At 58.1% G+C, this 24665-nt stretch carries 22 protein-coding genes; 9 read left to right on the top strand and 13 right to left on the bottom strand.

From position 1 onward, the window contains the following. Positions 1–171: 171 nt before the first annotated feature. Positions 172–1698 carry a threonine ammonia-lyase, biosynthetic gene (gene ilvA / locus ACW8F6_RS08035; protein ID WP_491575335.1) on the bottom strand — a complete coding sequence of 509 codons (1527 nt, stop codon included), beginning with the start codon at positions 1696–1698 and terminating at the stop codon, positions 172–174. 149 nt (positions 1699–1847) lie between these two features. Here ilvA and rpiA point away from each other — a divergent pair, with 149 nt between their 5' ends. The 3 genes from rpiA (at position 1848) to ACW8F6_RS08020 (ending at position 4062) form a co-directional block, all read left to right on the top strand. Then, positions 1848–2537, top strand: a complete 690-nt coding sequence (gene rpiA, locus ACW8F6_RS08030; RefSeq protein WP_491575334.1) for a ribose-5-phosphate isomerase RpiA — start codon at positions 1848–1850, stop codon at positions 2535–2537. Then, positions 2537–3577, top strand: coding sequence for an AraC family transcriptional regulator (locus ACW8F6_RS08025; protein ID WP_491575333.1), 1041 nt, complete (start codon positions 2537–2539; stop codon positions 3575–3577). Before rpiA ends, ACW8F6_RS08025 begins: the two co-directional genes overlap by 1 nt. Positions 3578–3645: 68 nt before the next feature. Then, positions 3646–4062 carry a hypothetical protein gene (locus tag ACW8F6_RS08020; protein ID WP_491575332.1) on the top strand — a complete coding sequence of 139 codons (417 nt, stop codon included), beginning with the start codon at positions 3646–3648 and terminating at the stop codon, positions 4060–4062. Between the two features lie 57 nt (positions 4063–4119). On the opposite strand, the gene ACW8F6_RS08015 is transcribed toward ACW8F6_RS08020, so the two are convergent. The 5 genes from ACW8F6_RS08015 to hppD all read right to left on the bottom strand — a co-directional run bounded on the left by ACW8F6_RS08015 (position 4120) and on the right by hppD (position 9423). Beyond that, entirely contained in the window at positions 4120–5901 is a 1782-nt protein-coding gene (locus ACW8F6_RS08015) for an ABCB family ABC transporter ATP-binding protein/permease (protein ID WP_491575331.1), read from the bottom strand. A gap of 82 nt (positions 5902–5983) precedes the next feature. Then, on the bottom strand, positions 5984–6376 hold the full coding sequence (locus ACW8F6_RS08010; RefSeq protein WP_491575330.1) for a hypothetical protein: 393 nt from the start codon (positions 6374–6376) through the stop codon (positions 5984–5986). Between the two features lie 20 nt (positions 6377–6396). Continuing rightward, positions 6397–7581, bottom strand: a complete 1185-nt coding sequence (locus tag ACW8F6_RS08005; RefSeq protein ID WP_491575329.1) for a dipeptidase — start codon at positions 7579–7581, stop codon at positions 6397–6399. A 54-nt stretch (positions 7582–7635) separates the two neighbouring features. Next, positions 7636–8217: an NADPH-dependent FMN reductase gene (locus ACW8F6_RS08000; RefSeq protein ID WP_491575328.1), complete on the bottom strand. Its 582-nt coding sequence runs from the start codon at positions 8215–8217 to the stop codon at positions 7636–7638. A gap of 123 nt (positions 8218–8340) precedes the next feature. After that, entirely contained in the window at positions 8341–9423 is a 1083-nt protein-coding gene (hppD, locus tag ACW8F6_RS07995; protein WP_491575327.1) for a 4-hydroxyphenylpyruvate dioxygenase, read from the bottom strand. Between the two features lie 370 nt (positions 9424–9793). Here hppD and ACW8F6_RS07990 point away from each other — a divergent pair, with 370 nt between their 5' ends. After that, on the top strand, positions 9794–10123 hold the full coding sequence (locus ACW8F6_RS07990) for a hypothetical protein (protein ID WP_491575326.1): 330 nt from the start codon (positions 9794–9796) through the stop codon (positions 10121–10123). 43 nt (positions 10124–10166) lie between these two features. Here the strand turns inward: ACW8F6_RS07990 and ACW8F6_RS07985 are convergent, their stop codons facing one another. The 4 genes from ACW8F6_RS07985 to ACW8F6_RS07970 all read right to left on the bottom strand — a co-directional run bounded on the left by ACW8F6_RS07985 (position 10167) and on the right by ACW8F6_RS07970 (position 15965). Further along, positions 10167–11669, bottom strand: a complete 1503-nt coding sequence (locus tag ACW8F6_RS07985; protein ID WP_491575325.1) for a type VI secretion system contractile sheath domain-containing protein — start codon at positions 11667–11669, stop codon at positions 10167–10169. A gap of 217 nt (positions 11670–11886) precedes the next feature. After that, positions 11887–14301 carry an ABC transporter permease gene (locus ACW8F6_RS07980; RefSeq protein WP_491575324.1) on the bottom strand — a complete coding sequence of 805 codons (2415 nt, stop codon included), beginning with the start codon at positions 14299–14301 and terminating at the stop codon, positions 11887–11889. A gap of 22 nt (positions 14302–14323) precedes the next feature. Continuing rightward, the gene (locus tag ACW8F6_RS07975) at positions 14324–15037 is read right to left on the bottom strand and encodes an ABC transporter ATP-binding protein (RefSeq protein WP_491575364.1); all 714 of its coding nucleotides are present in this window, start codon (positions 15035–15037) and stop codon (positions 14324–14326) included. Between the two features lie 103 nt (positions 15038–15140). Beyond that, positions 15141–15965 carry a DUF2306 domain-containing protein gene (locus ACW8F6_RS07970; RefSeq protein ID WP_491575323.1) on the bottom strand — a complete coding sequence of 275 codons (825 nt, stop codon included), beginning with the start codon at positions 15963–15965 and terminating at the stop codon, positions 15141–15143. Between the two features lie 230 nt (positions 15966–16195). Between ACW8F6_RS07970 and ACW8F6_RS07965 the strand changes: the two genes are divergently transcribed. After that, the gene (locus tag ACW8F6_RS07965) at positions 16196–17575 is read left to right on the top strand and encodes a sigma-54-dependent transcriptional regulator (RefSeq protein ID WP_491575322.1); all 1380 of its coding nucleotides are present in this window, start codon (positions 16196–16198) and stop codon (positions 17573–17575) included. After that, positions 17565–18917, top strand: coding sequence for a sensor histidine kinase (locus tag ACW8F6_RS07960; protein WP_491575321.1), 1353 nt, complete (start codon positions 17565–17567; stop codon positions 18915–18917). Before ACW8F6_RS07965 ends, ACW8F6_RS07960 begins: the two co-directional genes overlap by 11 nt. A gap of 48 nt (positions 18918–18965) precedes the next feature. On the opposite strand, the gene ACW8F6_RS07955 is transcribed toward ACW8F6_RS07960, so the two are convergent. Then, positions 18966–19613 (bottom strand): flagellar brake protein, encoded by a 648-nt coding sequence (locus tag ACW8F6_RS07955; RefSeq protein ID WP_491575320.1) that lies wholly within the window; start codon positions 19611–19613, stop codon positions 18966–18968. A 132-nt stretch (positions 19614–19745) separates the two neighbouring features. On the opposite strand from ACW8F6_RS07955, the gene ACW8F6_RS07950 reads away from it, so the two are divergent. The 3 genes from ACW8F6_RS07950 (at position 19746) to murQ (ending at position 22032) form a co-directional block, all read left to right on the top strand. Beyond that, entirely contained in the window at positions 19746–20537 is a 792-nt protein-coding gene (locus tag ACW8F6_RS07950; protein WP_491575319.1) for a substrate-binding periplasmic protein, read from the top strand. A 101-nt stretch (positions 20538–20638) separates the two neighbouring features. Continuing rightward, a complete protein-coding gene (locus tag ACW8F6_RS07945; protein WP_491575318.1) occupies positions 20639–21076 on the top strand; it encodes a nucleoside deaminase in 438 nt (145 codons plus the stop codon). Between the two features lie 41 nt (positions 21077–21117). Further along, entirely contained in the window at positions 21118–22032 is a 915-nt protein-coding gene (murQ, locus tag ACW8F6_RS07940) for an N-acetylmuramic acid 6-phosphate etherase (RefSeq protein ID WP_491575317.1), read from the top strand. A 10-nt stretch (positions 22033–22042) separates the two neighbouring features. On the opposite strand, the gene ACW8F6_RS07935 is transcribed toward murQ, so the two are convergent. Continuing rightward, the gene (locus tag ACW8F6_RS07935) at positions 22043–23437 is read right to left on the bottom strand and encodes a Na+/H+ antiporter NhaC family protein (RefSeq protein WP_491575316.1); all 1395 of its coding nucleotides are present in this window, start codon (positions 23435–23437) and stop codon (positions 22043–22045) included. An 83-nt stretch (positions 23438–23520) separates the two neighbouring features. Further along, positions 23521–24546 (bottom strand): S66 peptidase family protein, encoded by a 1026-nt coding sequence (locus ACW8F6_RS07930; protein WP_491575315.1) that lies wholly within the window; start codon positions 24544–24546, stop codon positions 23521–23523. Between the last annotated feature and the right edge of the window lie 119 nt (positions 24547–24665).

Here is a 24665-nt window from a genome sequence, read left to right as displayed (position 1 = left end):
TGACTGATAATCAGTCACGGACGACTTTATACCGCAAACTAATAAAAACCCCAAGACCTTAACGCCAGATCTTTGAGATTTTATCTTACGCCCGTACAAACTCAGGCAAAAGTAGCAAAGCACGAAAGTGTGACATGGCTCACGAAGTAAGTAAGCACTCACACAAAATCGCTAAAAGCCGTTAGACCCCAAGAAAAAGGTATAAGCCGGGTTTTGCGTTTCATCCCAGTAGGGATAGCCCAACTCATCCAAAAAGCCCTTCATGGCTTCAAAGTCCGAGGGGGGGATCTCCATACCTACCAACACACGCCCATAGGCGGCGCCGTGATTGCGGTAGTGAAACAGGGTGATATTCCAGCGCCCTGCCACCTTGGTCAGGAAGTTGTAGAGGGCCCCCGGGCGCTCTGGGAACTCGAAGCGCAATACGCGCTCGTGCTCTACCTGAGGCGCCTTGCCCCCCACCATGTGGCGGATGTGCAGCTTGGCCATCTCGTTGTCGGTCATGTCCGCCACGGGATAACCCTGGGTGCGCAACTCCTCCACCAGGTCTGCACGATCTTTGGGGTCAGTGGTGACGGCTACGCCCACGAAAATCCGCGCCGCACTCTTGTCGCCGTAACGGTAGTTAAACTCGGTGATATTGCGCTTGCCGATGGCCTTGCAAAACTGCTTGTAGGCACCGGGTCGCTCGGGAATGGTCACGGCCAAAATGGCCTCGCGCTTTTCGCCAATTTCTGTGCGTTCGGATATGTAGCGCAACCGATCAAAGTTAGTGTTGGCACCGCTCACCACCGCCACCAGCGTTTGCCCCTGCACGCCTTGCTCGGCCACGTACTTTTTCATGCCCGCCAGCGCCAGCGCACCGGCGGGCTCGGCAATAGAGCGGGTGTCTTCAAAAATATCCTTAATGCCCGCGCAGATTTCGTCGGTGCTCACGGTCAGGCAGGCATCCACGGTTTTGCGCAGCACGCGGAAGGTTTCCTTGCCAATTTGCGCCACTGCCACACCGTCGGCAAACAGCCCCACCTGCGGCAGTACCACGCGCTTGCCCTTTTCCATGGCCGCTTTCAGACAGGCGGCGTCGTCGGGTTCAACGGCAATGATTTTTATATCGGGGCGCACGTATTTGATGTAGGCGGCCACGCCCGCACACAAACCGCCGCCGCCCACCGGCAAAAAGATGGCATCGATGGGACCGGTACACTGCCGCAGTATTTCGAGTCCTATGGTGCCCTGGCCTGCGATCACATCGGGATCATCGTAGGGCGGCACATAGGTCATGCCCTTTTCCTGCACCAGTTTCTGGGCAAACGCCGACGCCTCGTCAAAAGCATCGCCGTGCAGCACAACCTTGGCTCCGCGGGCGCGCACTGCGTCGACTTTAATGGCCGGCGTCGTGCGCGGCATAACGATGGTGGCCTTGACCCCCAGCTTCTGCGCACCCAACGCCAAGCCCTGGGCGTGATTACCGGCTGACGCCGCAACTACCCCCGCCTCGCGCTCGGCCTGCGACAGTTGCATCAGCTTGTTGTAGGCACCGCGAATCTTAAAGCTGAATACCGGCTGCAGGTCTTCGCGTTTAAACAGTACCCGATTGCCCAGGCGCGTACTCATAGCGCGCGCTTCATCCAGTGGCGTTTCAACGGCCACATCGTAGATACGCGCATTCAAAATGCGTTTGATATAAGTTTCGGGCATGGTGACTGCAGATTCTCGGAAATTTTTGATCGCTTTAAGGAAAACCGCGCAATAAATACGGGCGCAATCGCGCATGGTAAACAATTTCTTCCGCGCCATCACCCCCTTAACAACGGTATAATCGCCGCTTCATCATTGGGGAGCCCGTTATGAACCAGGATCAGCTCAAACAAGCTGTGGCCCGTGCGGCCGTTGACTACATCCGACCTAAACTCGAATCCAACAGCATCGTGGGCGTAGGCACTGGCTCTACCGCCAATTATTTCATCGACTACCTGGCCGAACTGAAAGGCCAGTTTGACGGCGCTGTGGCCAGCTCAGAGGCAACGGCCGAGCGCCTGCGCGGCCACGGTATCCCGGTGTACGACCTCAATGCGGTGGATTACATGGGTGTCTACGTGGACGGCGCCGATGAAACCAATGCCCAACTGCACCTGATTAAAGGCGGTGGCGCCGCGCTGACGCGGGAAAAAATCGTCGCGGCCGTAGCCGATGAGTTTGTGTGCATCGCCGACGGTTCGAAATGGGTTGATACCCTGGGCCAGTTTCCCCTGCCCGTGGAAGTCATCCCCATGGCCCGCTCGCACGTGGCGCGCGAGCTGGTGAAGTTGGGCGGCGACCCGGTCTACCGACAGGGTGTCACCACCGACAATGGCAATATCATCCTAGACGTGCACAACCTGGAAATTACCGATCCCGTGAGCATGGAGATGGCCATCAATCAAATTGTGGGCGTGGTCACCAACGGACTGTTTGCCAGTCGACCAGCCGATGTACTACTGCTGGGCCGCGCTGGTGCCGTCGACATACTTCATCGCCCTACGCCCCTGGGCGACTAGTGTCGCTCCACAGCCATACAGTGGCGGCCAGCTACGTGCGCGCACTGCTGGCGGGCGCGCAAGCGCAAGGCCACGATGTGGCACCCTGGTTGAGCACCGTGGGCCTGTCAATGGCCCAATTAGCGCGCTCGGACTGGCGCTTGCCCGTCAGCGATTACGTGGGGCTGTTACACGCCGTCTGGGCAGCCACACGGGACGAGTCCGGTGGCTACTGCACGCGGCCACTGCGACCCGGCAGCTTTGCCATGATGTGCCACGCCACCATTCACGCACCCAACCTACGGCGGGCGCTGCTGCGCGCGTTAAAATTTTTTCAGCTGCTCTCCGACGACCTCCAATTTACGCTAACTGAAAACGAGCGCGAGGCCTGCATCACCTTGCAGCACGCGGGGCGACCCGGGCTGGACGGGCAGTTTTTCATCGAGTCGATATCGCTTATGCTTATCCGCTGGTCCAGCTGGATGATCGACAAAAAGCTGCTTGTGTCACACTTAGATTTTTGCGCTGCGCCGCCCGATGACGCGGCAGAACGCAGTCACATATTCGGCTGCCGGCCCCAGTTTCAACAAGCCAGCAATCGCATCCGCTTTTCCACGCGCTTTTTGAATGAGCGCGTGCGGCAATCGCCACACACCTTAACGGAGTTCCTGGCCCAGGCACCGGCCAGCCTGCTCAGCCACTACCAGCGCGATACCAGCGTTTCGGCACAGGTACGCCACCTGCTGCAGGCGGCAGCAGACAACGATCACGCGGGCCTAGAAAACTGTGGTCTTGAACAGATTGCCGAGCAATTACACCTAACTAGCCAAACCTTACGCCGGCGTCTGAAGGAGGAAGGCAACAGTTTTCAGGAAATCAAAGACGCGGTGCGCTGCGCGCTGGCCACCCACTACCTGGTGCGCGACGATTTGCCGGTGCAAGACATTGCCGAGAGAATGGGATTTTCCGAGGCCAGCGTCTTTTTCAAGGCCTTTAAACGCTGGACCGGGCTCACACCCGGCGCCTACCGCGAGCGCGAAATTGCCAAACAGCTCCCCTAACAGCGGAGAACTTTTGCTAAACTCCATGGCCCATACCAATTGATACCCAGGTTCCAACGAGGAATATTATGAAAACGATCGCGCGCCTTGCCGCCCTTGTACTGCTGCTCAATACGGTTGCCTGTGGCTACTTTCTCTACCCCGAACGCGTGGGTCAGAAAGCCGGCAAGATTGACCCCACCGTGGTGATTCTGGATGCTGCGGGCCTGCTGTTTGGCATCTTGCCCGGGGTGGTTGCCTTTGCAGTAGACCTGTCCACTGGTGCGATTTACCTGCCCGCAGGTGGTACTTCTGCCGTCGAAAAACACACCAAAAAAATGAGCCAACTGGATTTAGAGGCCGTGGATGAGCGCGAACACGCCATCGATCGAGAAGCCGTTGCCGAGCAACTGAGCCTGTTAATAGGCCAGCGTGTAGCGGCCGACCAGCTCGCCTTCTACCGCAGCGACACTAGCCCAGTCTCGCTGGCCCTGGCGAGCCGATAGTCGACCAACCCACAAGGTCACTAGCTCCAATTTCACGCGCGGCATGTCCGCGCGTTTTTATTGCTGCGCCGAGCGCTGTTGCGCCTCCCACAGCCGCGCATAGTAGCCGCCCTGGGCTAACAATTGGGCGTGACTGCCCTGCTCGACCAAGCGCCCCTGATCCAAAACTAAAATCACATCGGCCTGTACCACGGTCGACAGCCGATGGGCAATCACCAATGCCGTGTGCTGCCGCGATACCTCGTCGATGGCTTGCAATATGGACTGCTCGGCGTGGCTGTCCAATGACGAGGTGGCCTCGTCAAAAATTAAAATTGGCGGTCGCTTCAAAATTGTCCGCGCAATTGCCACCCGCTGCTTTTCGCCACCGGACAATTTTAAGCCCCGCTCGCCCACCTGGGTATGCCAACCCTCAGGCAGTTGCGCAATAAACTGCGACAGGTGCGCTAGGCGCACGGCCTCTTGCACCTCGGTCTCGGTGGCGTCAATTCGGCCGTAGCGGATGTTGTCGTAAATTGAGCCGTTAAACAGCACCGCATCTTGCGGCACTACGCCAATGGCGGCCCGCAACGACGATTGCGTAACCTCGCTGATGTCCTGACCATCGATACAAATACGCCCGGCCGTACAGGTATAAAAACGAAACAGTAATTTGAATAATGTGGACTTGCCCGCGCCACTGGCGCCGACGATGGCCACTCGCTGTCGGGGGGCGATCGCAAAGCTCAGATCTTCAATGATAGGGCGCTCGGGTACGTAGGCAAAACTAACCCCTTCAAAGCGAATTGCGCCTTCAGTCACCTGCAATGCTGGTGCATTTGGCTTGTCCATCACCTTAGGCGTCAGCGCCAGTAAATTAAACATCCGCTCGATCCCCGCGAAGGCGCCTTTCATTTCGCGATAGATAAAACCCAAAAAATTCAGCGGCATAAAAATTTGCATCATGAAGGCGTTAACCAGCACAAAGTCGCCAATAGTCATGACATTGGCCTGAACTTGCTGCGCTGCCAGCACCATCATCGCCGTCATGGCACAGGCCACAATGAGCGACTGACCACCGTTGAGTGCGAACAGGCTCAATCGATTTTTACGGCGCGCTTTTTCCCAGGCGGCCAGTTCCCGGTCATAGCAACTGGCCTCGTACCCTTCATTGCCAAAATATTTGACGGTTTCGAAATTTAGCAAGCTGTCTACCGCGCGCGAACTGCTGGCAGACTCGGCCTGATTGGCTTGCCGTACAAATCCCGTGCGCCACTCGGTGGCCCAAACGGAGTAGCCCACATAGGCAACAACCGCCACCAGGGTTATCAGTGCAAAGCCCACGTCGTAATTGATGAGCAACAACACCACGACCATGCCCACCTCTAACAACGTGGGAATGATATTGAACACCATGAAGCGCAACAAAAAACTGATGCCACTGTTGCCGCGCTCAATGTCGCGCGACAAACCCCCGGTGCGGCGATCTAAATGAAATGCCAAATCTAACTGATGCAGGTGCTGAAACACCTTAAGCCCGATTCGGCGCATGGCGCCCTCGGTAACGCGGCCAAAAATTGTGTCGCGCAGCTCGGAAAAAATCACCGTAGCAAACCGCACCAGGCCGTAGGCCAGCAGCAAGCCAAGAGGTAACGCCACCAGCACCCCCTGCGCAGCAGACAGGGTATCTACCAAGTCTTTCAGGACGAAGGGCAAGCCCACACTGGCCACCTTGGCAGCGATCAGACAGCCTAACGCCAGCACCACGCGCACCCGATGCTCCAGTAAATAGGGCAACAATTGTTTCAATGTGGCCCAACTAATCTGGCCCTCGGCTTCGTCAAAACGGCGCGATCTCATACCCAGCGGCTCCCTATGTGAATGTTGCGCTCGCTATCGGCAAAGGCCAAACGCGCTCGGCGCAAGCGCATTATCCTGCCTGCTAACGTGCAAGGCGCAGGCTCAACAAGGTCACCAGGGCCCAGATCCAGTTGAACAGCAACACCAACACCGGTGTCATCTCGCCCAACTGGATGCCCGCCACACCCTTGCCCAAAAAATAGGGGAACACCACAAACAACTGAAACGCCGTCGGAAATAAACTGAGTAGTGCCGCCTTGGTCATAGGGCGACTATTGGACAGCGGCAGGGCAAACAAGAAACCCCACAAACCGCCCCAAACAATGCGCGGGTACAACCAAGCGGCTGTCAAAGTCGGTGCGATGGCCACCCCCATACTCTGGCTTACGCCAAAGTGACCGAATGCCCAAACCGCCACACTGTTAGCCAGCGCACCCAAGCCACCGGCGGCAAAACACAGCATCAACGTTTTCACAAAGCTTCTCCTTTAGAGACCTATTGTTTGGCCGCGTAAGCCTCTACCGCTTCCATCACGCGCAGCACATTGCCGCCCATAATCTTGGCGATATCGCGCTCTTTGTAACCGCGCGTCAGCAGTTCGGCTATGAGGTTGGGGTAACTGGCGGCGTCCTTCAAACCCACTGGCAGCGAGTCGCCCACGCCATCGTAGTCCGAGCCCAGCCCCACGTGCTCAACCCCAACCAGCTTAACCGCGCGATCTATGTGATCGGCAACGTCGGCCACCGTGGCATAGGGATAGGGAAAGCATTTTTTATATTCGCTTTTGAAATGCGCCTTGGCGGCATCGGTGAGATTGGCGCCCTGTAAGGCCACAAACGCCTGCTCGGCGGCGTCCTCGGCATCGCTCCAGGCCACAGCCTCTTTGGTCAGAAAATAGCTGCCAAAATTTATCATGATCACGCCGCCTTTTTTGGCCATGGCCTTGAGCATTTTATCGCTGACATTGCGCTCGAGTCCGGGCGTGAAGTGGCGCAGTGACGAGTGCGAGGCAATTACCGGCACGGCAGATAATTCAACCGCCTGAAAAAAAGCCGCATCCGATACGTGCGATACATCCACCATAATGCCCAGGCGATTCATTTCTTTGACCAGCTCGACACCAAAGGGGCTCAAGCCCTGCCAGACTTTGGTCTTGTCGTAGGAGGAGTCGGAAATGTGATTGGCCTTGGCGTGGGTCAAAGTAATGTAGCGCACACCGCGATCGTAGAAATGCTGAATGTTCGCAAGATCGCCTTCGATGGCAGCGCCGTTTTCAATACCCAGGGGCAGTGAAATTTTACCGGCTTTGTGGTTGTTGCGAATATCTGCCGCAGTGCGGGCAATGGCAAAGCTGTCTGGCGCGCGATAGACGATAGCCTCCACCTGATCAATCAAAATATCGGCCAGCGCTTTTGCCCCTTTGCCCTCAAACCGTGCGGGAATGTAGATGGACATAAAAGGCGCGTCCAGACCGCCGGCCTTGGCGCGCGGGTAATCGAAATCGCGTTCGGGCACGGCTTGGGTCACGTCGGCCCAGGCCTCTTGCAGTCGATAGGGAACGTCGATGTGACCATCGACCAGCGGGTATTTTTGCGCGATGGTCCGCGCTTGCTCGAGGGTGTCGGCGGCGGCGCTCAGGCACAAACCGCACAAAAATACAGCAAGTAGGCACGCTTTCATAATCTCTCCTTGGCAGATAGGGGCGGCCTAGGCTGCCACCCCTCAGGCCGGGGATTATGACATACCGTTGGTAAAGCGCCCCATAGTGTCTACCGCCAAGGCGCGCACCGGCACCATGGCCTCGGCATAGGCCCTCAGTAAATTCACGGCGTAGTGCGTGCGCTCGGCCAAAAAGCTATCGCTCTTGGTGGGTTCATCGGCGATCCACAGGTTGGCCACATCGCGGTACAGCAGGTGCTCGGGCAAGTACAGCAGGCGCGAGTTTTTGTAACTGCTGGTGCGCATTTCGTTAATCACGTATGCACCGCCCGTGCCGGCAGAGACCGCCACCAGCAGTGCGGGCTTGTGCGCCAGCTCCGCCACGCCGCACCACAGGAAAAAGTTTTTAATGGCCGAGGGCGCCATACCGTTCCACTCGGGCACCACCAACACCAACGCATCGGCATCGGCCACGCGCTGCTTAACGGCCTTTACATCTTCGCGATCAAAGCCCGTGCCGTCCCACTCGGGCAGCGGCTTGGTGGCCAGATCCAGCAGGTCGGCGGCGCCGTCAAAGTAGCGGCTGTTTAACAGCCCGGCAATGCGCAGGCTTTCCGATTCGGCGCGCTGGCTGGCGCTGATAATCATAGTTTTCATGGATACTCCTACAGGTATAACGAAATCTGAGTGGCTGCAATATTGCCCAGCAGCCTAGCGCGTTTTGCGCTCACAAAAAAGGCGGAGGGTTGCGCCCTCCGCCTTGTGCCATCACTTAACGGCTTAGGCTTTTTCTTCGGTCTTCAATACACCACGGCGGATTTGATCGCGCTCCATGGATTCAAACAAGGCTTTGAAGTTGCCCTCGCCAAAACCTTCGTCTTTTTTGCGCTGGATGAACTCAAAGAAAATTGGGCCCACTAGGTTTTCAGAGAAGATTTGCAACAACAGGCGCGGATCACCCGCTTCAGTTGAGCCATCCATCAAAATACCGCGCTTTTTAAGCTCGTCGACAGGCTCGCCGTGGCCGGGCAGTCGCTCTTCCAGCATTTCGTAGTAGGTTTCTGGCGGCGGTGTCATGAAGCGCATACCGCGCGCCTTTAAGCGATCCCAGCAGCCCAGCAGGTCGTCACAGGAGAAGGCGATGTGCTGAATGCCTTCGCCGTTGTAGGCCATCAGGAACTCTTCGATCTGGCCATTGCCGCCGGCTTCCTCGTTCAATGGAATGCGAATCTTCCCGTCGGGTGCGGTCATTGCTTTGGACGTTAAGCCGGTGTACTCGCCCTTGATATCGAAGTAGCGAATTTCGCGGAAGTTAAACAGCTTCTCGTAGTAGTCGGCCCAGTAGGCCATGCGCCCGCGATAGACGTTGTGGGTCAAATGATCAATGATCTGGAAACCACAGCCCTCTGGGTGGCGATCGACACCTTCGATAAATTCGAAATCGATATCGTAGATAGACGCGCCCTCTTCGTAGCGGTCAATCAAATACAAAATGGCGCCGCCAATGCCGCGAATGGCGGGCAGGCGCAACTGCATGGGGCCGGTGGGCACATCCACGGGTTGAGCTCCCAGTTCCAGCGCGCGGGCGTAGGCCTTGGGCGCATCCTTTACGCGAAAGCCCATGCCGCAGGCCGAGGGGCCATGCTCTTCGGCGTAGTAAGCGGAAGGGTGCTTCTTTTCGTAGTTCACAACAAAGTTAATGCCGCCCTGGCGCCACAGGGTGACATCTTTGGAGCGGTGGTTGGCAACGTGCGTGAAACCCAGAATATCCAGCACTGGCTCCAGAACACCTTTCTCTTTGGCGGCGAATTCGATGAACTCAAAGCCGTCCAGCCCCATGGGGTTTTCAAATAAATCGGCCATTTATCACTCCTCCTAAATCAGTGAGCGCACACACGGGCGCAGAGACAACACAGTATAGCCAGCACCAAGGGGGACTTTTTGCCTAATCGGGTCTGTTTTCGGGGTGTTTTAGGTGATTTCACTCTAAAAACCCGACAAACAAGGAATATTTCTACCAACAAGATATGCTGGTGGCAATATCCCGTCATTATCGCTTATCGCTACCGGGCTGGCACTGATGTACTTTTTATGTGGTTTAAGGCGCCAAATTACGGGGAGTTTTTATTCAACCCTTGGCGCAGGACCGGCCCTGAGTGAGAATGCCGGCGCCCCAAGGGAGAAGCCATCACGCGGGGCGGGAATTGTCTCAATCAAACACTAGAGGGATCTTATGAACCACACACTGTCTTTTAAACACCTATTATCCGGCGGACTGCTGGCCACTACCTTGCTACTGGGGGCCTGCGGCAAATCCGAAAATGTCACCAAGCTCGAGGGGATTCTAGCGACCGGCGAAAGCCAACTCACCCAATGTGAAGCCAAACAGGCCACGGAGCGCGTAGAGTGCATCTCTAAATTACTGACCGACACAGGCGCAGAGTGGGCCGCCAATGTGAACGCCGCTGCCAGCGACGATCCAGAGGCCACCGCTGAATTGGCCACGGCCTATACCACCTTTACCTCGAAAGCCAGCGACCTGGTACAACAAGCGTTCAACTAAGTTGTGCGTTAACACTGGCCGGGCACCAGGCCCGGCCAGATGTTCAGCTAGCGATCACATCCAACACCGAAACCCCCTTTGCCGCTAACGCTACCAAGTGCGGCACCAGCACACGGGTTTCCCCCTTGACCGAACGCAGTGGGCACAAACCCACCGCCCGCAAAGCGCTTGCCGTCGCATCGGTCATAAATATTTCTGCACAGGCTTTTACCTGTTGGTCGCCATCGTCGTCGCGATAAATGTGTAGAGGTAAATCCTGTACCCCCGTCACCAGGCCCGCACGCAAATCCCAGTGACTTTGAGCAAAACTCTGCCCGATTAACAACGCCACTAGGTAGGCGCCATTGCCCCACAAATAGTGGCGGTGTAAGCCTTGTTCAGACAATTCTTCAAAATCAAAACTGTCGATGGGCGAGGTGCGCTTGCCGTAGGGATTGCGCAGTAAAAAGCGCGGGGCAGCCACCAGTAAAGATTCGCTCTGAGGCGCCTCGCGCAGGGCCTGCCAAGCGCGGGCGAAGTCTTCGTTGACCGGCTGCTGCCAGTCTTCAACGTCCGGCGTCTGGGCAAGATTGTCGCAACCGGCCAAGGTTTCACTGCCGCTGGTCAGCGCAATACCATCGCCGTACACCGCCAGCGCAGAGAGCCCCGCCGCCAGCCGCACATCGTCCATTTCGGCACCCAGAGTGACATCGCTCACCAACACCGACCAGGGCGTGGCGCCCGGCACCTGAAAGCGCGTTATCAAACGCTGATACAGCGCCGTTTGGGTAATGTCGTCCGAGCCCGAAAAGTCCTTGCGCACCTCGGCCTCGCTCACATCCAGCAAAAACAACTTGAGGTGTTTGCCAGTTTCCAGCCGCCGTACCAGTAAATAGAGACTGCGCCAATTGGCTTCCAATTGCTGAAAATCCCGAGCGTGCATGAGATTGCGCAACGCATCTGCTGCTGCGGCATCGACAGTGGCAATTAACTCAGGCGCCCGAGGGTCTGGCTTAGGTTCCACAAAAGGGGCCACGATTTGTTGAATAAGCGCGTTCACGTCGTTCCCACTGGCGCCCTTGGCAACCGGCGAGTTGCGCTCAAACAATCCCTCGGGGATGGTTACTCCCGCCCGCTCTGTGGCAGCTTCGGCAACCGACCAGGACTGAATGTCGGCCGCCGCCTGATCAAAATGTGCGGGGTTATTTAACTGGCCACGCAAGTCGCGCAATCGAGCAAACAGCGGCAGCTGCCGGTAAAGTGTATCGGGATGTAAATCGTCCAATTCGCCAAAAGCCAAGGGGCTGTCGCACGAAGGCAATTGCAAGCGCACCTGTAAATCGGCAAATACATCGTCGAAATTATCGCGGTTCACTTCGCGCAGTGGCCGCGCTGCCAGCGACGCGAGATCCACATCATCGCGGCTAGCGCGCCCGCTAAAATCACCCATTAAAATAATGTGCATGGGCTGGCCACTGTCGGGCCGCCCCGCGCGGGCACCACCCTGTGCATCGGTGCGGCCTCCGCCAAATACTGCACTGCCGGTCGAAATTGTCGCACGTGACATCCTGTTCCCTCGCTGTTTAACTATCAAAGCTTTTGTACGGGCAGCGTTGTTATACCGTCGCCCCACGTGTGCAGCGAGTCTAATCAGGATGGGCCTATTAGAGAATAAGGGCACCCCAATAACAGCGAGATTGCCGTGGCGGGGCGGCATTCGGTCAGTCGAACACCGCATAAATGGCACGCGTGTGCCTTTTGCAGAGCGTAACCACTATGCCCAACTAGCCAGACACAAGGTTTTGCGCCGGCGATACGCGAGCCACCGACCAAGCTTGGCACACAAGTACCGCAACAGCGAATAGCCATGCTCCAGCCCCCGCAGCCAACACCGGCACCCAAACCAGCGCCAGCGGTTCGGGAAAAAAGCGCAAGTACAACTGCGCAGCGCCCCAGGCAGCGGGTAGCGCCAAACACAGTGCAGCCAGTAACGGCTTGGAAAATTGCCACACCAACAACCGCATGATATCGCGTACACGGGCGCCCAGCACTTTGCGCAGTGCCATCTCGCGAGCGCGTCGACGACTCACAAATACTGCCAAACCAAATACACCCACCAAGGCCAAGGACGCCGCCACCCAGGCAAACCAACCCATTACGCGCGCAATCATCGCGGGAATTTTGTAAAAACGTTGGAAGTAGAAATTCAGCGAGCGCATTTGCAGGGGCTGACTGGGAAACCACCGCAGCCAGAGATCGGTCACTGCCGCCTCTGTGGCCGCGCGCTGGGCCGACGCGATGCGCAAAGACAAATAATCAAAATGCTGCGCCTCTGGCGTAAAAATAATTGGGCGCAGGGCCATGTGCACTCCCAAAAAATACTGATCCGGCACCAAACCGACTACGCGCAGCTGACGGCGCGATGCACTGAGATCATCGCCGGCTCTGGCCCAGAAAATATGTCCGAGTCCCGCGCCCGGAGCCAGTAGCTGTAGTGCGCGCTGGTTTACAATTACGGGCAACGGCTGCACGCCCGGCCGCACATCGGACGGTGTAAATGCGCGTCCTGCCAACAGCGGTATGTCGTAAGTCGACAAAAAATGGCCGTCTATGGCACCCGCAAAAATCGCTTTGGACGACTGACCATCACTCGGTTGACGGGCACCGCCAATGTCGATGTCCAGCGAACTGCCTAACCGTAAAAACGGCACGGCGCCCGACAGGCTAGTCGCTTGCACTCCAGGTAATGCCGCCACTGCCTGGATAAACTGTTGGCGCGCATTTGCCGGCAACTGCGCCATGTGGCTCAACAGCCAAATCTGGTGGCGCGGAAAGCTGTCACTCAATTTCTCTATACGTTGATTTTGCAGGCTCACCACTGCGACCAGCGCCAAAATAAAAACCGCAATTGCAAACTGTACCGCCACAAGCGATTGGCGCAGCCGCAGTCCGCCACGCCAATAGCTGCGCCCGGGGTAAAGAGCATGTACCGGACGAAAACCGCTGGCCTGCCACGCGGGTATCAACCCCGCCAACAGTCCCACACACAACACCACGCCTGCCAGCAAAGGCAACAGCTGCCCGTAGTGCAGCTGTAGTTGCTTGCCACTCCATGCGTTAAACAGCGGCAGCGACAGCTCTACGCACACCATGGCCAACCATGTAGCCATGGCCACCAGCAGCAAACTCTCACTGATCAGCTGGCGCATTAACTGACCGGGCGTGGCGCCGAAAGTTTTGCGCAATCCCACTTCGCGCGCGCGGTCGGCGTATTGCACGGTGGCGATATTAATGTAATTGAGCACGGCGGCCAGCATCACCAGCACCCCCAGCAGCGCAATGCTTTCTACCACGGGAAAACGCAATGAGTCCCAGACCTGAGTGTTGTGCAGTCGCAGCGGGCGCACAAATAATCTCTCGATGTAGGCCCATTCCTCCGCCGGCGCATAGCGCAGCGCCACCGCATTCACCTCGCGCGCCAACTGGGCCAAGTCGTACCCAGGCGGCAACAGCAGATACGTTAGATCTGTTGGATTCAACGACGTCCACTCACCGGCCAGCGGTACGTCGGCAACATCGGCCAATACCGTCATCGAAGTGAAGGCTTTCAATTCCACTTCCGGCATTAACGACGAGTTAAAATGGCTGTCGGGCGCCACGTCTTCAATAACCGCCAGTACCGTCAATGGCAACCGGTGTTCCAGTGTCAGCGTTTGCCCAACCGCGGGAGTGCTGCCGAACAAACGGTTTGCCGCGCTCGCCGTGAGTACAATGCCGTGCGCAAGCGCGGCCTCGTCCATCTGGCCCGCCAGGTAATTAAAATCAAACAGCTCGGTAAAGCCAGGGTCCACAAAGCGTAGCCCCAGCATGGAAACACCGGTGGGTGTAGACACCGCGAGTCGCTCAAAGCGCGTGCGAACCACGCGTTCCAAAGCCGAAATTTCGCGCGCGAACAAGGGCCCGTATGCGGTGCGCACATTGGGAAACTGGCTGATAGGCTCGCCCGAGGTCGGCGCAAAATCACTACCCACCGTCACGATGCGATCGCGCAAGGCGAACATATGATCGTGATTGACCTCGTACTGCACCAAGAGCCCACAGAAAATAAAAATCGCCAATCCAATACTCAGCCCAAGTAAATTAATCGCACTAAAAAGTCGAAATTTACGCAGGTTTCGCCAAGCGAGTTGCAGGTTCAACCACACACCCAGGCCCTCGCTTTCACACTGCCCTCAAGGCAGTGCCCGAGGTTTGCGCCACTAACTGGCCGTCAAATAAATTCACTGTGCGCTCGGCGTAGTCGGCATGAGCTTGCGAGTGGGTGACCATCACAATGGTGGTGCCGCCATGGTGTAAATGCTGCAACAGGGACATCACTTCCTGCCCCTGCTGGCTGTCGAGATTACCGGTTGGTTCGTCAGCTAATATCAATTGCTGATTGCCCACCAACGCGCGTGCAATAGCCACTCGCTGTTGCTGGCCACCGGACAGCTGCCCGGGAAAATACTGTGCGCGGTGCGCCAGGGCTACCTGGTCTAGCGCTGCCTGCACGCGCGCCTGTCGCTCGCGGCCGGGCAGTGTGCGGTACAGTAACGCCAGCTCCACATTTTCGGCCACTGTCAGGTCGTCGATCAGATTAAAATTTTGAAAGATAAATCCAATGTGATTTTTGCGCATTTCACATAGCCGGGCTTCCGGGAGCGCAGAAACATCCTGTTCGCAAAATATCTGGCTACCGGCAGTGGGTCTGTCTATCAAGCCAAGTATATTCAACAGGGTGGTTTTTCCGCAGCCCGAAGGCCCCATTACCGCCACAAATTCGCCCGCGGTCACAGCAAGATCTACCTGTCGCAGCGCGTGAGTGTGGTTGGCGCCAGTCTGATATAACTTGGATACACCTTTAAGAAGAATCAGTGGTGTTGCGCAATTCGGCATCGGTTCTGGATCACTGTAGGGTTGATTCAAGTGCGGCACGGGGCCGCGTTCGAACGGTGTTGCGTCAGCTATCCGCCCAGGGGACACGCGCCGCACCGGTGGGCTAGCTGACCTTTGGCCACCACATGCCCAAGCTGGCGGCGGCAACGCCGGCTAAGGTCACCAGCGTGCACACCATCAAAACCGCGGCCATTGCCAGGCAGGCCTGCGGGCGCCCCCGCCGCGCGACCCAAAAGTAGCATTCGAGCAGCGCCAAAGGAACCAAGTATTGTGCAAATACCAGCGTATAGGGAAACGGGCCTGTGAAATCCTCAAAATTGATGCCCGCGCCACCGGTAAGCATCATCCACAGCATAAATACTATGCGGAAGAACCACACGGCGCTAACGGCCATAAACAAGCGCAACACCCAGCGCTGATGGTCGTCTATCCGACGCTGCATGGCGGCGCGCACGGCCAGCAGCGCAAAACCGATAATCAGTACGGCATCTATGCTGATACCCACGCGCATGACCATTCCGCCCACGGTGCCGCGCATCCAAATCACATACAAACCGGCGCAACTGGTGAGCAACACCGCAGCTATGTACAGGCGGCCGTTAAGGCGGTGCGCGCGCGGCCAGCGCCGGCGCACACTGGGTGCCAATTGGAGCGGCGCAGCCAGCAGAATATATACCGCCAGGCCAATGTGGCTGGCCATGGCCAGGTTGCCCAACCAGTCGCCCGCTCGATAGCTGTTATCGCTTTCGGCGGCCCAGGCCGCCAGTCCGCCCTCCAGCAACATACCGCCGTAGTGCAATACGATGTAAGCCACAAATACGGCTTGACCTGCGCAGGCAGTAATAAACCACAGCCGTCCAGCGCGGCTGAGCCACGAGCGCCCGTTCAGCTGCGCTACCGGCAGAGGTGAAGATAGATCCGAATACATAGTGGTGGCACTCCTCAATAAGATTCCGAAGATGACTGTGACTTACACAGGCTTTCTCGACCTAGAGCAATTGCGGTGCCAAGTGATCAAGCAATTGATTTTATTGAATTTTTTATGAGATTTAGCCAAATATCCAACCGCAGTGTCCGAAATTGAACACCTAGGCTGTACGCCAGCGCGCAAGCCTGTACGATATCGAACACCCACACAGGAACCCGAACCCGAACGCGATGCCCGATACCCCCCGCCTTTTGGTCGTCGATGACGACACCGACATTCTGATGGCCGCGCGCTTGCTCCTGAAACGCCACGTGGGCGACGTTGTTACCTGCGACAGGCCAGCTCAGATACCCGAGTTGTTGTCGACAAACCGCTTTGACGTAGTGCTGCTCGACATGAACTTTTCGCCCGGCGCCAGCGACGGCAAGCAGGGCTTTATCTGGCTCAAAAAAATCCTCGCCCAAGAACCAGAGGCAGTGGTGATAATGATCACCGCTCACGGCGATATTCACACGGCGGTACAAGCCATCAAACTCGGTGCCACCGACTTCATTGCCAAACCCTGGCAAAACGACAAGGTGCTCGCCACCGTCTCAGCGGCTTTGCAATTGCGACAAAGCCGTTCGGAAGCCAGCCAACTCAAGCGCAACCAGCGCGGCTTGGCACAGGCAACACTGCACACAGATTCGCCATTGTTAGGCTCATCCTCGGCATTGCAACGCGTGCAATCGCTCGTTGCACGGGCCGCCCCAACCGACGCGAACGTGTTGATACTGGGCGAAAATGGTACCGGCAAAGAATTGGTGGCGCGCGCGCTGCACCAGCAGAGCCTGCGCGCAGACCAAATTTTCATGGCCGTCGACTTAGGTGCGGTAGCCGAAAGCTTGTTTGAATCGGAACTATTTGGCCACAAAAAGGGGGCCTTTACCGGCGCCCACACAGACCGGGTTGGGCGCCTGGTCGCCGCGCAGGGAGGCACCTTATTCCTCGATGAAATTGGTAACTTACCGCTTCATCTGCAGGCAAAATTACTCACTGTATTAGCGCAGCGACAGGTAACCCCCCTGGGTGGACTCCAGGCCATAGACATCGACGTCAGGGTTATCGCCGCCACCAATTTGGCGCGCGCAGCCCTACAGGATGAGCAACAGTTTCGGCAGGATTTACTGTTTCGCCTGAACACGGTAGAAATTGAAGTGCCGCCCCTGCGCGAGCGCGTGGACGATATCGCACCGATTGCCGCCCACTACGCGGCTCACTATGCGCGCAAGTACCGCAAACCCCTGCGCACACTGTCGGCAGCGGCACTGGCCGCCGCACAGGCAGACCCCTGGCCGGGCAACGTGCGCGCCCTGCGTCACGCCATCGAGCGCGCGGTTATTTTGGCCGAAGGCGAACAACTGCAGGCAATCGATTTACAACTGAGCGGCCAGTCCCGCCCTAATTTTGCAGCCTGCGATGCAATAGAGGATTTTGATCTGGAGCGCATGGAGGCAAAGCTCGTGTCACAGGCGCTCTCAAAACACCACTTTAATGTCAGCCGGGCGGCCAAAGCCTTGGGTATTACCCGGGCAGCACTCTACCGCAGGATGGAAAAACATGGGCTTTAACACCTTGCGCACCCAGCTTATGGGGCGAGTGGGCGCGCTATGCTGCACCCTGCTACTGGCGTGTATTGCCGCGGTTCACGGGCAATTTTGGGCGCTGACAAGCTGCCTATTTGCGCTCGCACTGGCTCAAGTCGTCGACCTGTTTTACTGCGTCAACCGCGCCAATGCCCAATTTCATCAATTCGTCACGTCGCTTATCCACGACGACACCAGCCAGACCTTTGACGCGCAATTGGCCGCCGCCGGTGCGCACGAGTTAGCCGATGCGTTGCGCCACACGACGCACCAGCTCAACCAACAGCGTCAACAGCAGGCGAGTCAGCTGCGCTATTTAGAGGCGCTGGTGGCCAACAGTCCAGTGCCGTTGGTGTCTGTGCACGCCGATAAATACCTGACGCTTCACAACCAAGCCGCTCGCCGACTCTTGAAAAACGCCCGCCGAGTGCAAGACCTGACGCGTTTTGGCGACGACTTTGCCAATGCGCTCATCGCCTTGCCGCCGGGCACTCGCCAACTACTGCCGTTCTTCGACGGGGCAGAACAGCGCCAGCTGACGGTGCAAACGACGCAGTTTAGTCAAGGCCAGACCACCGAGCGACTCTACAGTCTGCTAGACATTCAGCGAGAACTCGACAGTGCCCAGCTGCAGGCTTGGCAGGATTTGGTGGCCGTGCTCACCCACGAAATGATGAACAGCCTGACCCCGGTAACGTCGCTGGCGCACACCGCACGCGATCTGGTGGCAAGCCTGGCCGCCACCCCCTCCGCCGCCGATCGCGACGACCTACAGCAGGCCATCGATACTGTAGCCAGGCGCGCCGAAGGGCTCACGCAATTTGTGCAACGCTACCGCAGCCTGAGCCTGACGCCCTCGCCCACCCCGCAGACAGTCGCATTGCAACCACTGGTCGAACGCTGCCGGGCAATGCTCGCCAATCCCGGTTGGGTCAACGTGCAATGCCTGCCCGCGAACCTGACGCTCTACGCCGACCCACATCTGTTAGAACAAGTGTTGATTAATTTGCTGCGCAATGCCGAACAGGCCGTTTTACAACAGGCCAATGCCCGTATTGAAGTGACAGCCACCGGCGAAGAGTCAGGCCAGGTCACACTGCAAATTGCCGACAATGGGCCCGGCATAGCCGCAGCGAATTACAAGGCCATTTTCCTGCCTTTTTACACCACTAAAACAGGCGGTGCAGGCATTGGCTTGGCATTGGCTCGGCAGGTGGTGAGCGCCCACGGCGGCTATATTCACGTGGGTAGGGCCGCGCTCGGCGGCGCGCTATTCACCTTGTCGCTGCCAGCCTTCAAGGGGCGCATGGCCGACGCGGCAGTGTGAACGGCAGCGTTCGCGCGAGGTTATTCGCGCCCGATTAGGACATCCCGGTTAGCGCGTAATACCGCCGGCCTGTTGTGCAATAAAATCCGTCAGAAAGGCTTTACCAGCGGCGTTCAATGCATCGAACGACAGGCCGTAGCTAAAGTAGTCGCTGTCGGCATCGGGCTGCCCCAATACACCGCGCACCGTCCCGGCCACCTGCACTTGTCGATCCCCACCCGCCATGGGAAAGCGGGTCACTAGCACGAGTGGCGTGCCCGGTCCGCCCAGCGCCTCGGCCGACTCGATGCGACAGCCGGACACACTGAGATCCACAATGTTTCCAGCCACCTCCGTGGTACCCGCCTTAATGGTGGCGGCCAGCTGCGTCGCAACGCGGGTCGCTTTACGGCTTTCGTCCTGCGCGATAAACGCTGGGTATCCGAGGCATAAAAGCGGCAGCGGTTGATCCACGGTCCGGGTAATCTGGGCCGTGAATAAAATGGCGCAATTGAGGTGTTCCGAGTATAGGTGAACCTCCACCAATCCCCGCTCGGGCAGTGGTGGCGCGCCCGCTGGCAGTACTGGCGGAGTGACCAGTATGCATTGACCCTGTACATAACCCACCAACCGACTGGCCTCGCGCCGCCCTGCGTGCACATTAAAATCCAACTCTAGGCGCGTGCCGGGCAACAGCTTTAATTCTTCAAAGGTCATGGCGGTCCTTAGGTGCAGCAATCAATACTAAACAAGTCCCAGTGTAGCCTACCGAACAGCGCGCCCTCGCACTTGTTCAACGGCCAGCAGCGACTATGCTTTAAGGCATTCGTACGAAACTCTGGAACGAGCATGTTGCGCTGGTTTGTCTTTGCGGCATTGGTTTTTAACGCGGCGGCAGGGCTGGCGCGCGCCGAGCCCATTCAAGTGCGCGTCGGCGGCTACCAGTTTGCGCCCTTTGTGGAATTCGGCACAGATGGTCTGGCTAGCGGCCTGACCTTGGATTTAATTGCCGCCATGAATCGGTTTCAACAGGAATACCATTTCGTTTTTGTGCCCACAGAACCCACCCTGCGCTACAAAGAATTTACCGCCAAGCGTTTTGACATGCTGCTATTTGAAAACAAAGCATGGGGCTGGCAGCACCTGCCCATTGACAGTTCTGATCCCTATTTAAGTGGCGGAGAACGCTACATTGCCCAGGCCCAACCGGGGCGCGATCAGTCGTATTTTGAATCGTTTACCAACAAGCGCCTGGTGGGCATACGCGGTTACCACTACCGCTTTGCCAATTATGAAAGCGACCCCGACCGGCTCCAGCGGCAGTTCACTATCGACCTGATCGACAGCAACGCCGGCAGCATTCGCATGGTGTTATCGGGTCGCGCAGACATTGCCATCGTGACTCAGTCCTACCTGATGCGCTATTTTCAGACCAATCCCAAACTGCGCAGCCAGCTGCTGGTGTCCGATCACTTTGATCAGCGCTACCAGCATACGGCACTGATTCGACAGGGGCTAAAACCCAGTGCTAGCGATATGAATACTCTGCTGGCCGCCATGCAACAAGCCGGCGCGCTGGCGCGACTGTGGGAAAAATACGGCGTGAATAAGCCGCTGTCCGACATGGGCGCGGCCGACTAAGCCAAGCCAGGGCGTGCCTAAAGCGGCGCCACTGCCTGCGCCGACGCCGCCAAGTTAGCGCCGCACAACGGCTCCCGCCGACACACCGAGAGGAAAGATCCGTGGATAAATTTATGCTCGCCGCCATTGCTGAAGCCCAAAAAAGTTTGGCATCTGGCGGCATTCCCATCGGTTCGGTACTGGTGCACGACGGCGAAATAATCGGGCGGGGCCACAACCAGCGCGTGCAAAAGGGCAGCGCGATTTTACACGGCGAAATGGACGCGCTGGAAAATGCCGGGCGCCAGCCGGCCAGTGTGTACCGCAACAGCGTGCTCTACACCACCCTTTCGCCCTGCCCCATGTGCTCCGGCGCCATCGCGCTCTACGGCATACCCAAGGTGGTAATTGGCGAAAACACAACCTTCACCGGCGCCGAAGCCCAGTTGGCCGAGCAAGGCGTTGAACTCATTGTGCTCAATCACCCCGATTGCATCGCCATGATGCAACAGTTTATCCAGGCACAACCCAAACTCTGGTACGAGGACATCGGCGAGTGAAGCCGCGCAGCCCGCGCGCTTCGGCCAGCCGATAAATTCCCATGACCGACGAGCAATTCGACCACCTCGCCTCGGAGGCGCGCAATCCCGAGACGCAAGATATCGACCAACTGCCCACGCGCGCGCTGCTGGAAAAAATTCACCGGGCCGATGCGAGCGTCGCCGCTGCCATCCAGCAGGTATTGCCCGACATCGCGCGCGCCGTCGACGCCCTTGTCCCAGCGTTACAGGCGGGCGGGCGATTGATCTATCTGGGTGCCGGCACCAGTGGGCGCCTGGGTGTACTAGACGCCGTCGAATGCCCGCCCACCTTTGGCACCGATCCGCAGCAAATTGTCGGGCTCATCGCCGGCGGCCCGGCGGCCATGTTCAGCGCACAGGAAAATGCCGAGGACGACCCCGCGCTGGGGCAGCGGGAGCTGGCGCAATTGTCACTCACCGCGCGCGATGTGGTGGTGGGCATCACAGCCAGCGGCCGCACCCCCTACGTGCTGGGCGGACTGACCTTTGCCAATGCTATCGGCTGCTGTACGCTGGCTATTACTGGCTCGCCAGCCGGCCCTGTTGCGCGCGCGGCGCAGATTGCCATAGCCCCCGCTGTGGGACCCGAAGTGATAGCGGGCTCCACGCGCATGAAGGCGGGCACCGCTCAGAAAATGATTCTCAACATGCTGAGCACAGCGACCATGATTCGGCTCGGCAAATGCTATTCAAACCTGATGGTGGACCTGCACGCCAGCAACGCCAAACTGGCCGCCCGCGCCCAGCGCATCGTAGTGCAGGCCACCGGCGCGACACCCGCCCAGGCGCAGGCACTGTTGGCGCAGTGCGACCAGGATGTCAAACTGGCCATCCTGGTTATGCTCTCCGGCGCGACACCTGACGCGGGGCGCAAAATGCTCACGGCCGCCGGCGGCCAGCTGCGACGCGCGCTGACCATTGCCCAGGGCAATTAAGTCTGGAGCCTTACCCAATCAACCCCAGCACCACAAACCCCACCACACTGATAGCACCGGCAAAAAGAGCGTAGGGCAACTGTGTGGCCACATGGTCCATATGCTCGGTGCCGGCGGCCAGGCTCGACACAATGGTAGTGTCTGAAATGGGCGACGCGTGATCGCCGAATATGCCGCCAGACAAAACCGCCGCCACAAACAGCGCCGGGTCTGTGTTCAGGGCCAGCGCAATGGGAATAGCGATAGGCATCATGATGGAAAAGGTGCCCCAGCTCGACCCCACGGAAAATGCAATTGCCGCCGCCACCAAGAAAATCGCCGCCGGCAGTAGCGACACGGGCAGCGTATCGCCCACCAGCCCCGCTACAAACACGCCGGTGCCCAGAGCCTTGGCCACGGCGCCCAAAGCCAGTGCCAAAACTAAAATAGTGGCGATAGGCAGCATGCGCCCGGCACCCTCCATCCAGGTATCAGTCAAGCGGGCCAGATTCAAGGTGCCCTTCGCCAGTACCAGCCCCGACACCACCGCCAAGCCCACCAGGCTCGCCCACAGCACGCTCTTTGACCCAGAGCCCGCCATCAGATCTCCGTCGCCCGTCAGGTAAAGGCCCAAGGGCATCACCAAAATCAACGCAAATACCGGTAGCAACATACCCGACGCACCGGCCGCCGGCGCACTGCCGTCAGAGTGGCCACCGGACCCAACATCCACGCCGCCCACCACGCCGCCACTGGTGCGTTGCTGCGCAGCCGCCATGGGGCCCACATCCGCGCCACGAGCGATGACCCAAGCGGTGGTGAGCACCGCAAAAATGGCGTACAAGTTGAGCGGAATACTGGCCACCAGCACGCGCAGCGGCTGCGCCACCGACAAACCCTCCAACAGCCCCAAATTGAAGGCACCCCAGGCATTGAGTGGAATCAATATGCAAATGGGCGCGGAAGTCGAATCGATAATGTAAGCCAACTTTTCGCGCGCCACGCGAAAGCGATCAAACAGCGGGCGCGCCACTGTGCCCGACACCAACACCGTTATATTGGACTCGATAAAAATGCCGATGCCAATGAAAAATGCCAGCCACTGGGAGCGCTTGCCGTTGTTTACCCAACGCGATCGCTCGAGCAAACGCACAAAGGCGGCGACGGCGCCACTGCGCTCCAGGGTCAAAATAAACGCCCCAATCACCAGCGTAAACACCACCACCCGCGCATCGCCCGGATTGGCCAACACCGCGATACTGCCCTCGATAGCGGCCCCGAGCGCAGCCACGACACCGGTATCGAGCAGCAGAAAAAAACCCAGCCAAATGCCGGCAAATAATGCGAGGTAGACCTGCCGCGTTAGCAGAGCCAAACCAATCGCCACCAGTGGTGGCAACAGCGATGTCCAATTCGGATCAATCATAGAAATTTCCACTTAGCCTTGAGAGCGGTTGCAACGCAGCGCGAGGACGCCGAGCTAATTATCCGTGACGAAAGCCACGCCCATTAGCGCAATACCGATTCCAACAACGTCAACGTTCCCGCGTCGCCGTCGAGTTCCGCCAAGCCACCCACCGGTATAATGCTTTGATCCTGCACGTGGCCAATCATCAGTCCGCGAATCACCGGCACCGACAGGCCTCCGCAACGTGCCCGGATAACGGCCTCCATACTGAAACTTGGGCCCGATGGCTCGGCCTCGGTGAATTTGCCAAACACCACACCCGCTACCTGTTCAAATACCCCCGCCAACCAGAGCTGAGTGAGCATGCGATCCACCCGATAAGGCACTTCGCCAACATCTTCCAAAAATAATATTTTGCCGCGAAAATCGGGCGCAAAAGGCGTGCCCATGAGCGAGCAAATTAAAGTCAGATTGCCTCCCACGAGGCGCCCGCGCGCCACGCCGCCCACGAATCGCGTGATGCGATTGGCCTGTTCGGCACGACCGCGCTTGGCGGGCAGCGCCGGCGGTGCGGCCAGGGGGGTGGGCACCTGGGCCCGCATTAAAATGCGATCAAATTCCCCCAGCGTATAGTCGCTGAACATTTGTCCCGCGGTCGGACCGTGAAAAGTTACCAGCCCGGTGCGCTGATAAATGGCGTTGTGCAATGCGGTGATATCGCTAAATCCGAGCAGTATTTTTGGATTGCGGGCAATGGTTGCGTAATCCAGCAGCGGTAGAATGCGCGGTGTGCCATAGCCCCCGCGGGTGCAAAAGATGGCGTCGACCCGAGGATCGCCAAACAGTGAATTCACATCCGCAGCGCGCTGTTGATCGGTACCCGCCAGGTACTGGTCGCGCCGGTACAGGTGTTTACCCGGCACCACCTCAAAACCCAGCGACTTGACAATGTCCACAGCAAAATCAATTTCCTGGTCTTCGCGGGCATTGCTGGCGGGCGCCACCAGGCCCACGCGCATGCCGGGCTGCAAGCGCTGCGGCCGCAGGGGCGCCGCTTGCACTGAGGCCGACACAGTGGCCAGCCAGGGCGCGAGCGCCAGACCTTTCAATAAATCGCGACGATGCATGACATTGCCCACCACTCAATACACCGGCGCAGTGTGGCACAGGGTGCCCGCTGCGCCAATACAGGCGGCGTGGTGGGCCTTCAGTTGGCAGCGCGGTGGGCCTGCGGGAAGCTCGGCAG

The organism is Simiduia sp. (assembly GCF_058345725.1).
This window is presented reverse-complemented; position numbering and strand designations above follow the sequence as displayed.

Coding starts and splice junctions, on each gene's coding strand:
- ilvA (WP_491575335.1), bottom strand. CDS start 1,698: ATGCCCGAAACTTATATCAAACGCATTTTGAATGCGCGTATCTACGAT.
- rpiA (WP_491575334.1), top strand. CDS start 1,848: ATGAACCAGGATCAGCTCAAACAAGCTGTGGCCCGTGCGGCCGTTGAC.
- ACW8F6_RS08020 (WP_491575332.1), top strand. CDS start 3,646: ATGAAAACGATCGCGCGCCTTGCCGCCCTTGTACTGCTGCTCAATACG.
- ACW8F6_RS08015 (WP_491575331.1), bottom strand. CDS start 5,901: ATGAGATCGCGCCGTTTTGACGAAGCCGAGGGCCAGATTAGTTGGGCC.
- ACW8F6_RS08005 (WP_491575329.1), bottom strand. CDS start 7,581: ATGAAAGCGTGCCTACTTGCTGTATTTTTGTGCGGTTTGTGCCTGAGC.
- ACW8F6_RS08000 (WP_491575328.1), bottom strand. CDS start 8,217: ATGAAAACTATGATTATCAGCGCCAGCCAGCGCGCCGAATCGGAAAGC.
- hppD (WP_491575327.1), bottom strand. CDS start 9,423: ATGGCCGATTTATTTGAAAACCCCATGGGGCTGGACGGCTTTGAGTTC.
- ACW8F6_RS07990 (WP_491575326.1), top strand. CDS start 9,794: ATGAACCACACACTGTCTTTTAAACACCTATTATCCGGCGGACTGCTG.
- ACW8F6_RS07985 (WP_491575325.1), bottom strand. CDS start 11,669: ATGTCACGTGCGACAATTTCGACCGGCAGTGCAGTATTTGGCGGAGGC.
- ACW8F6_RS07975 (WP_491575364.1), bottom strand. CDS start 15,037: ATGCCGAATTGCGCAACACCACTGATTCTTCTTAAAGGTGTATCCAAG.
- ACW8F6_RS07970 (WP_491575323.1), bottom strand. CDS start 15,965: ATGTATTCGGATCTATCTTCACCTCTGCCGGTAGCGCAGCTGAACGGG.
- ACW8F6_RS07965 (WP_491575322.1), top strand. CDS start 16,196: ATGCCCGATACCCCCCGCCTTTTGGTCGTCGATGACGACACCGACATT.
- ACW8F6_RS07960 (WP_491575321.1), top strand. CDS start 17,565: ATGGGCTTTAACACCTTGCGCACCCAGCTTATGGGGCGAGTGGGCGCG.
- ACW8F6_RS07955 (WP_491575320.1), bottom strand. CDS start 19,613: ATGACCTTTGAAGAATTAAAGCTGTTGCCCGGCACGCGCCTAGAGTTG.
- ACW8F6_RS07950 (WP_491575319.1), top strand. CDS start 19,746: ATGTTGCGCTGGTTTGTCTTTGCGGCATTGGTTTTTAACGCGGCGGCA.
- murQ (WP_491575317.1), top strand. CDS start 21,118: ATGACCGACGAGCAATTCGACCACCTCGCCTCGGAGGCGCGCAATCCC.
- ACW8F6_RS07935 (WP_491575316.1), bottom strand. CDS start 23,437: ATGATTGATCCGAATTGGACATCGCTGTTGCCACCACTGGTGGCGATT.
- ACW8F6_RS07930 (WP_491575315.1), bottom strand. CDS start 24,546: ATGCATCGTCGCGATTTATTGAAAGGTCTGGCGCTCGCGCCCTGGCTG.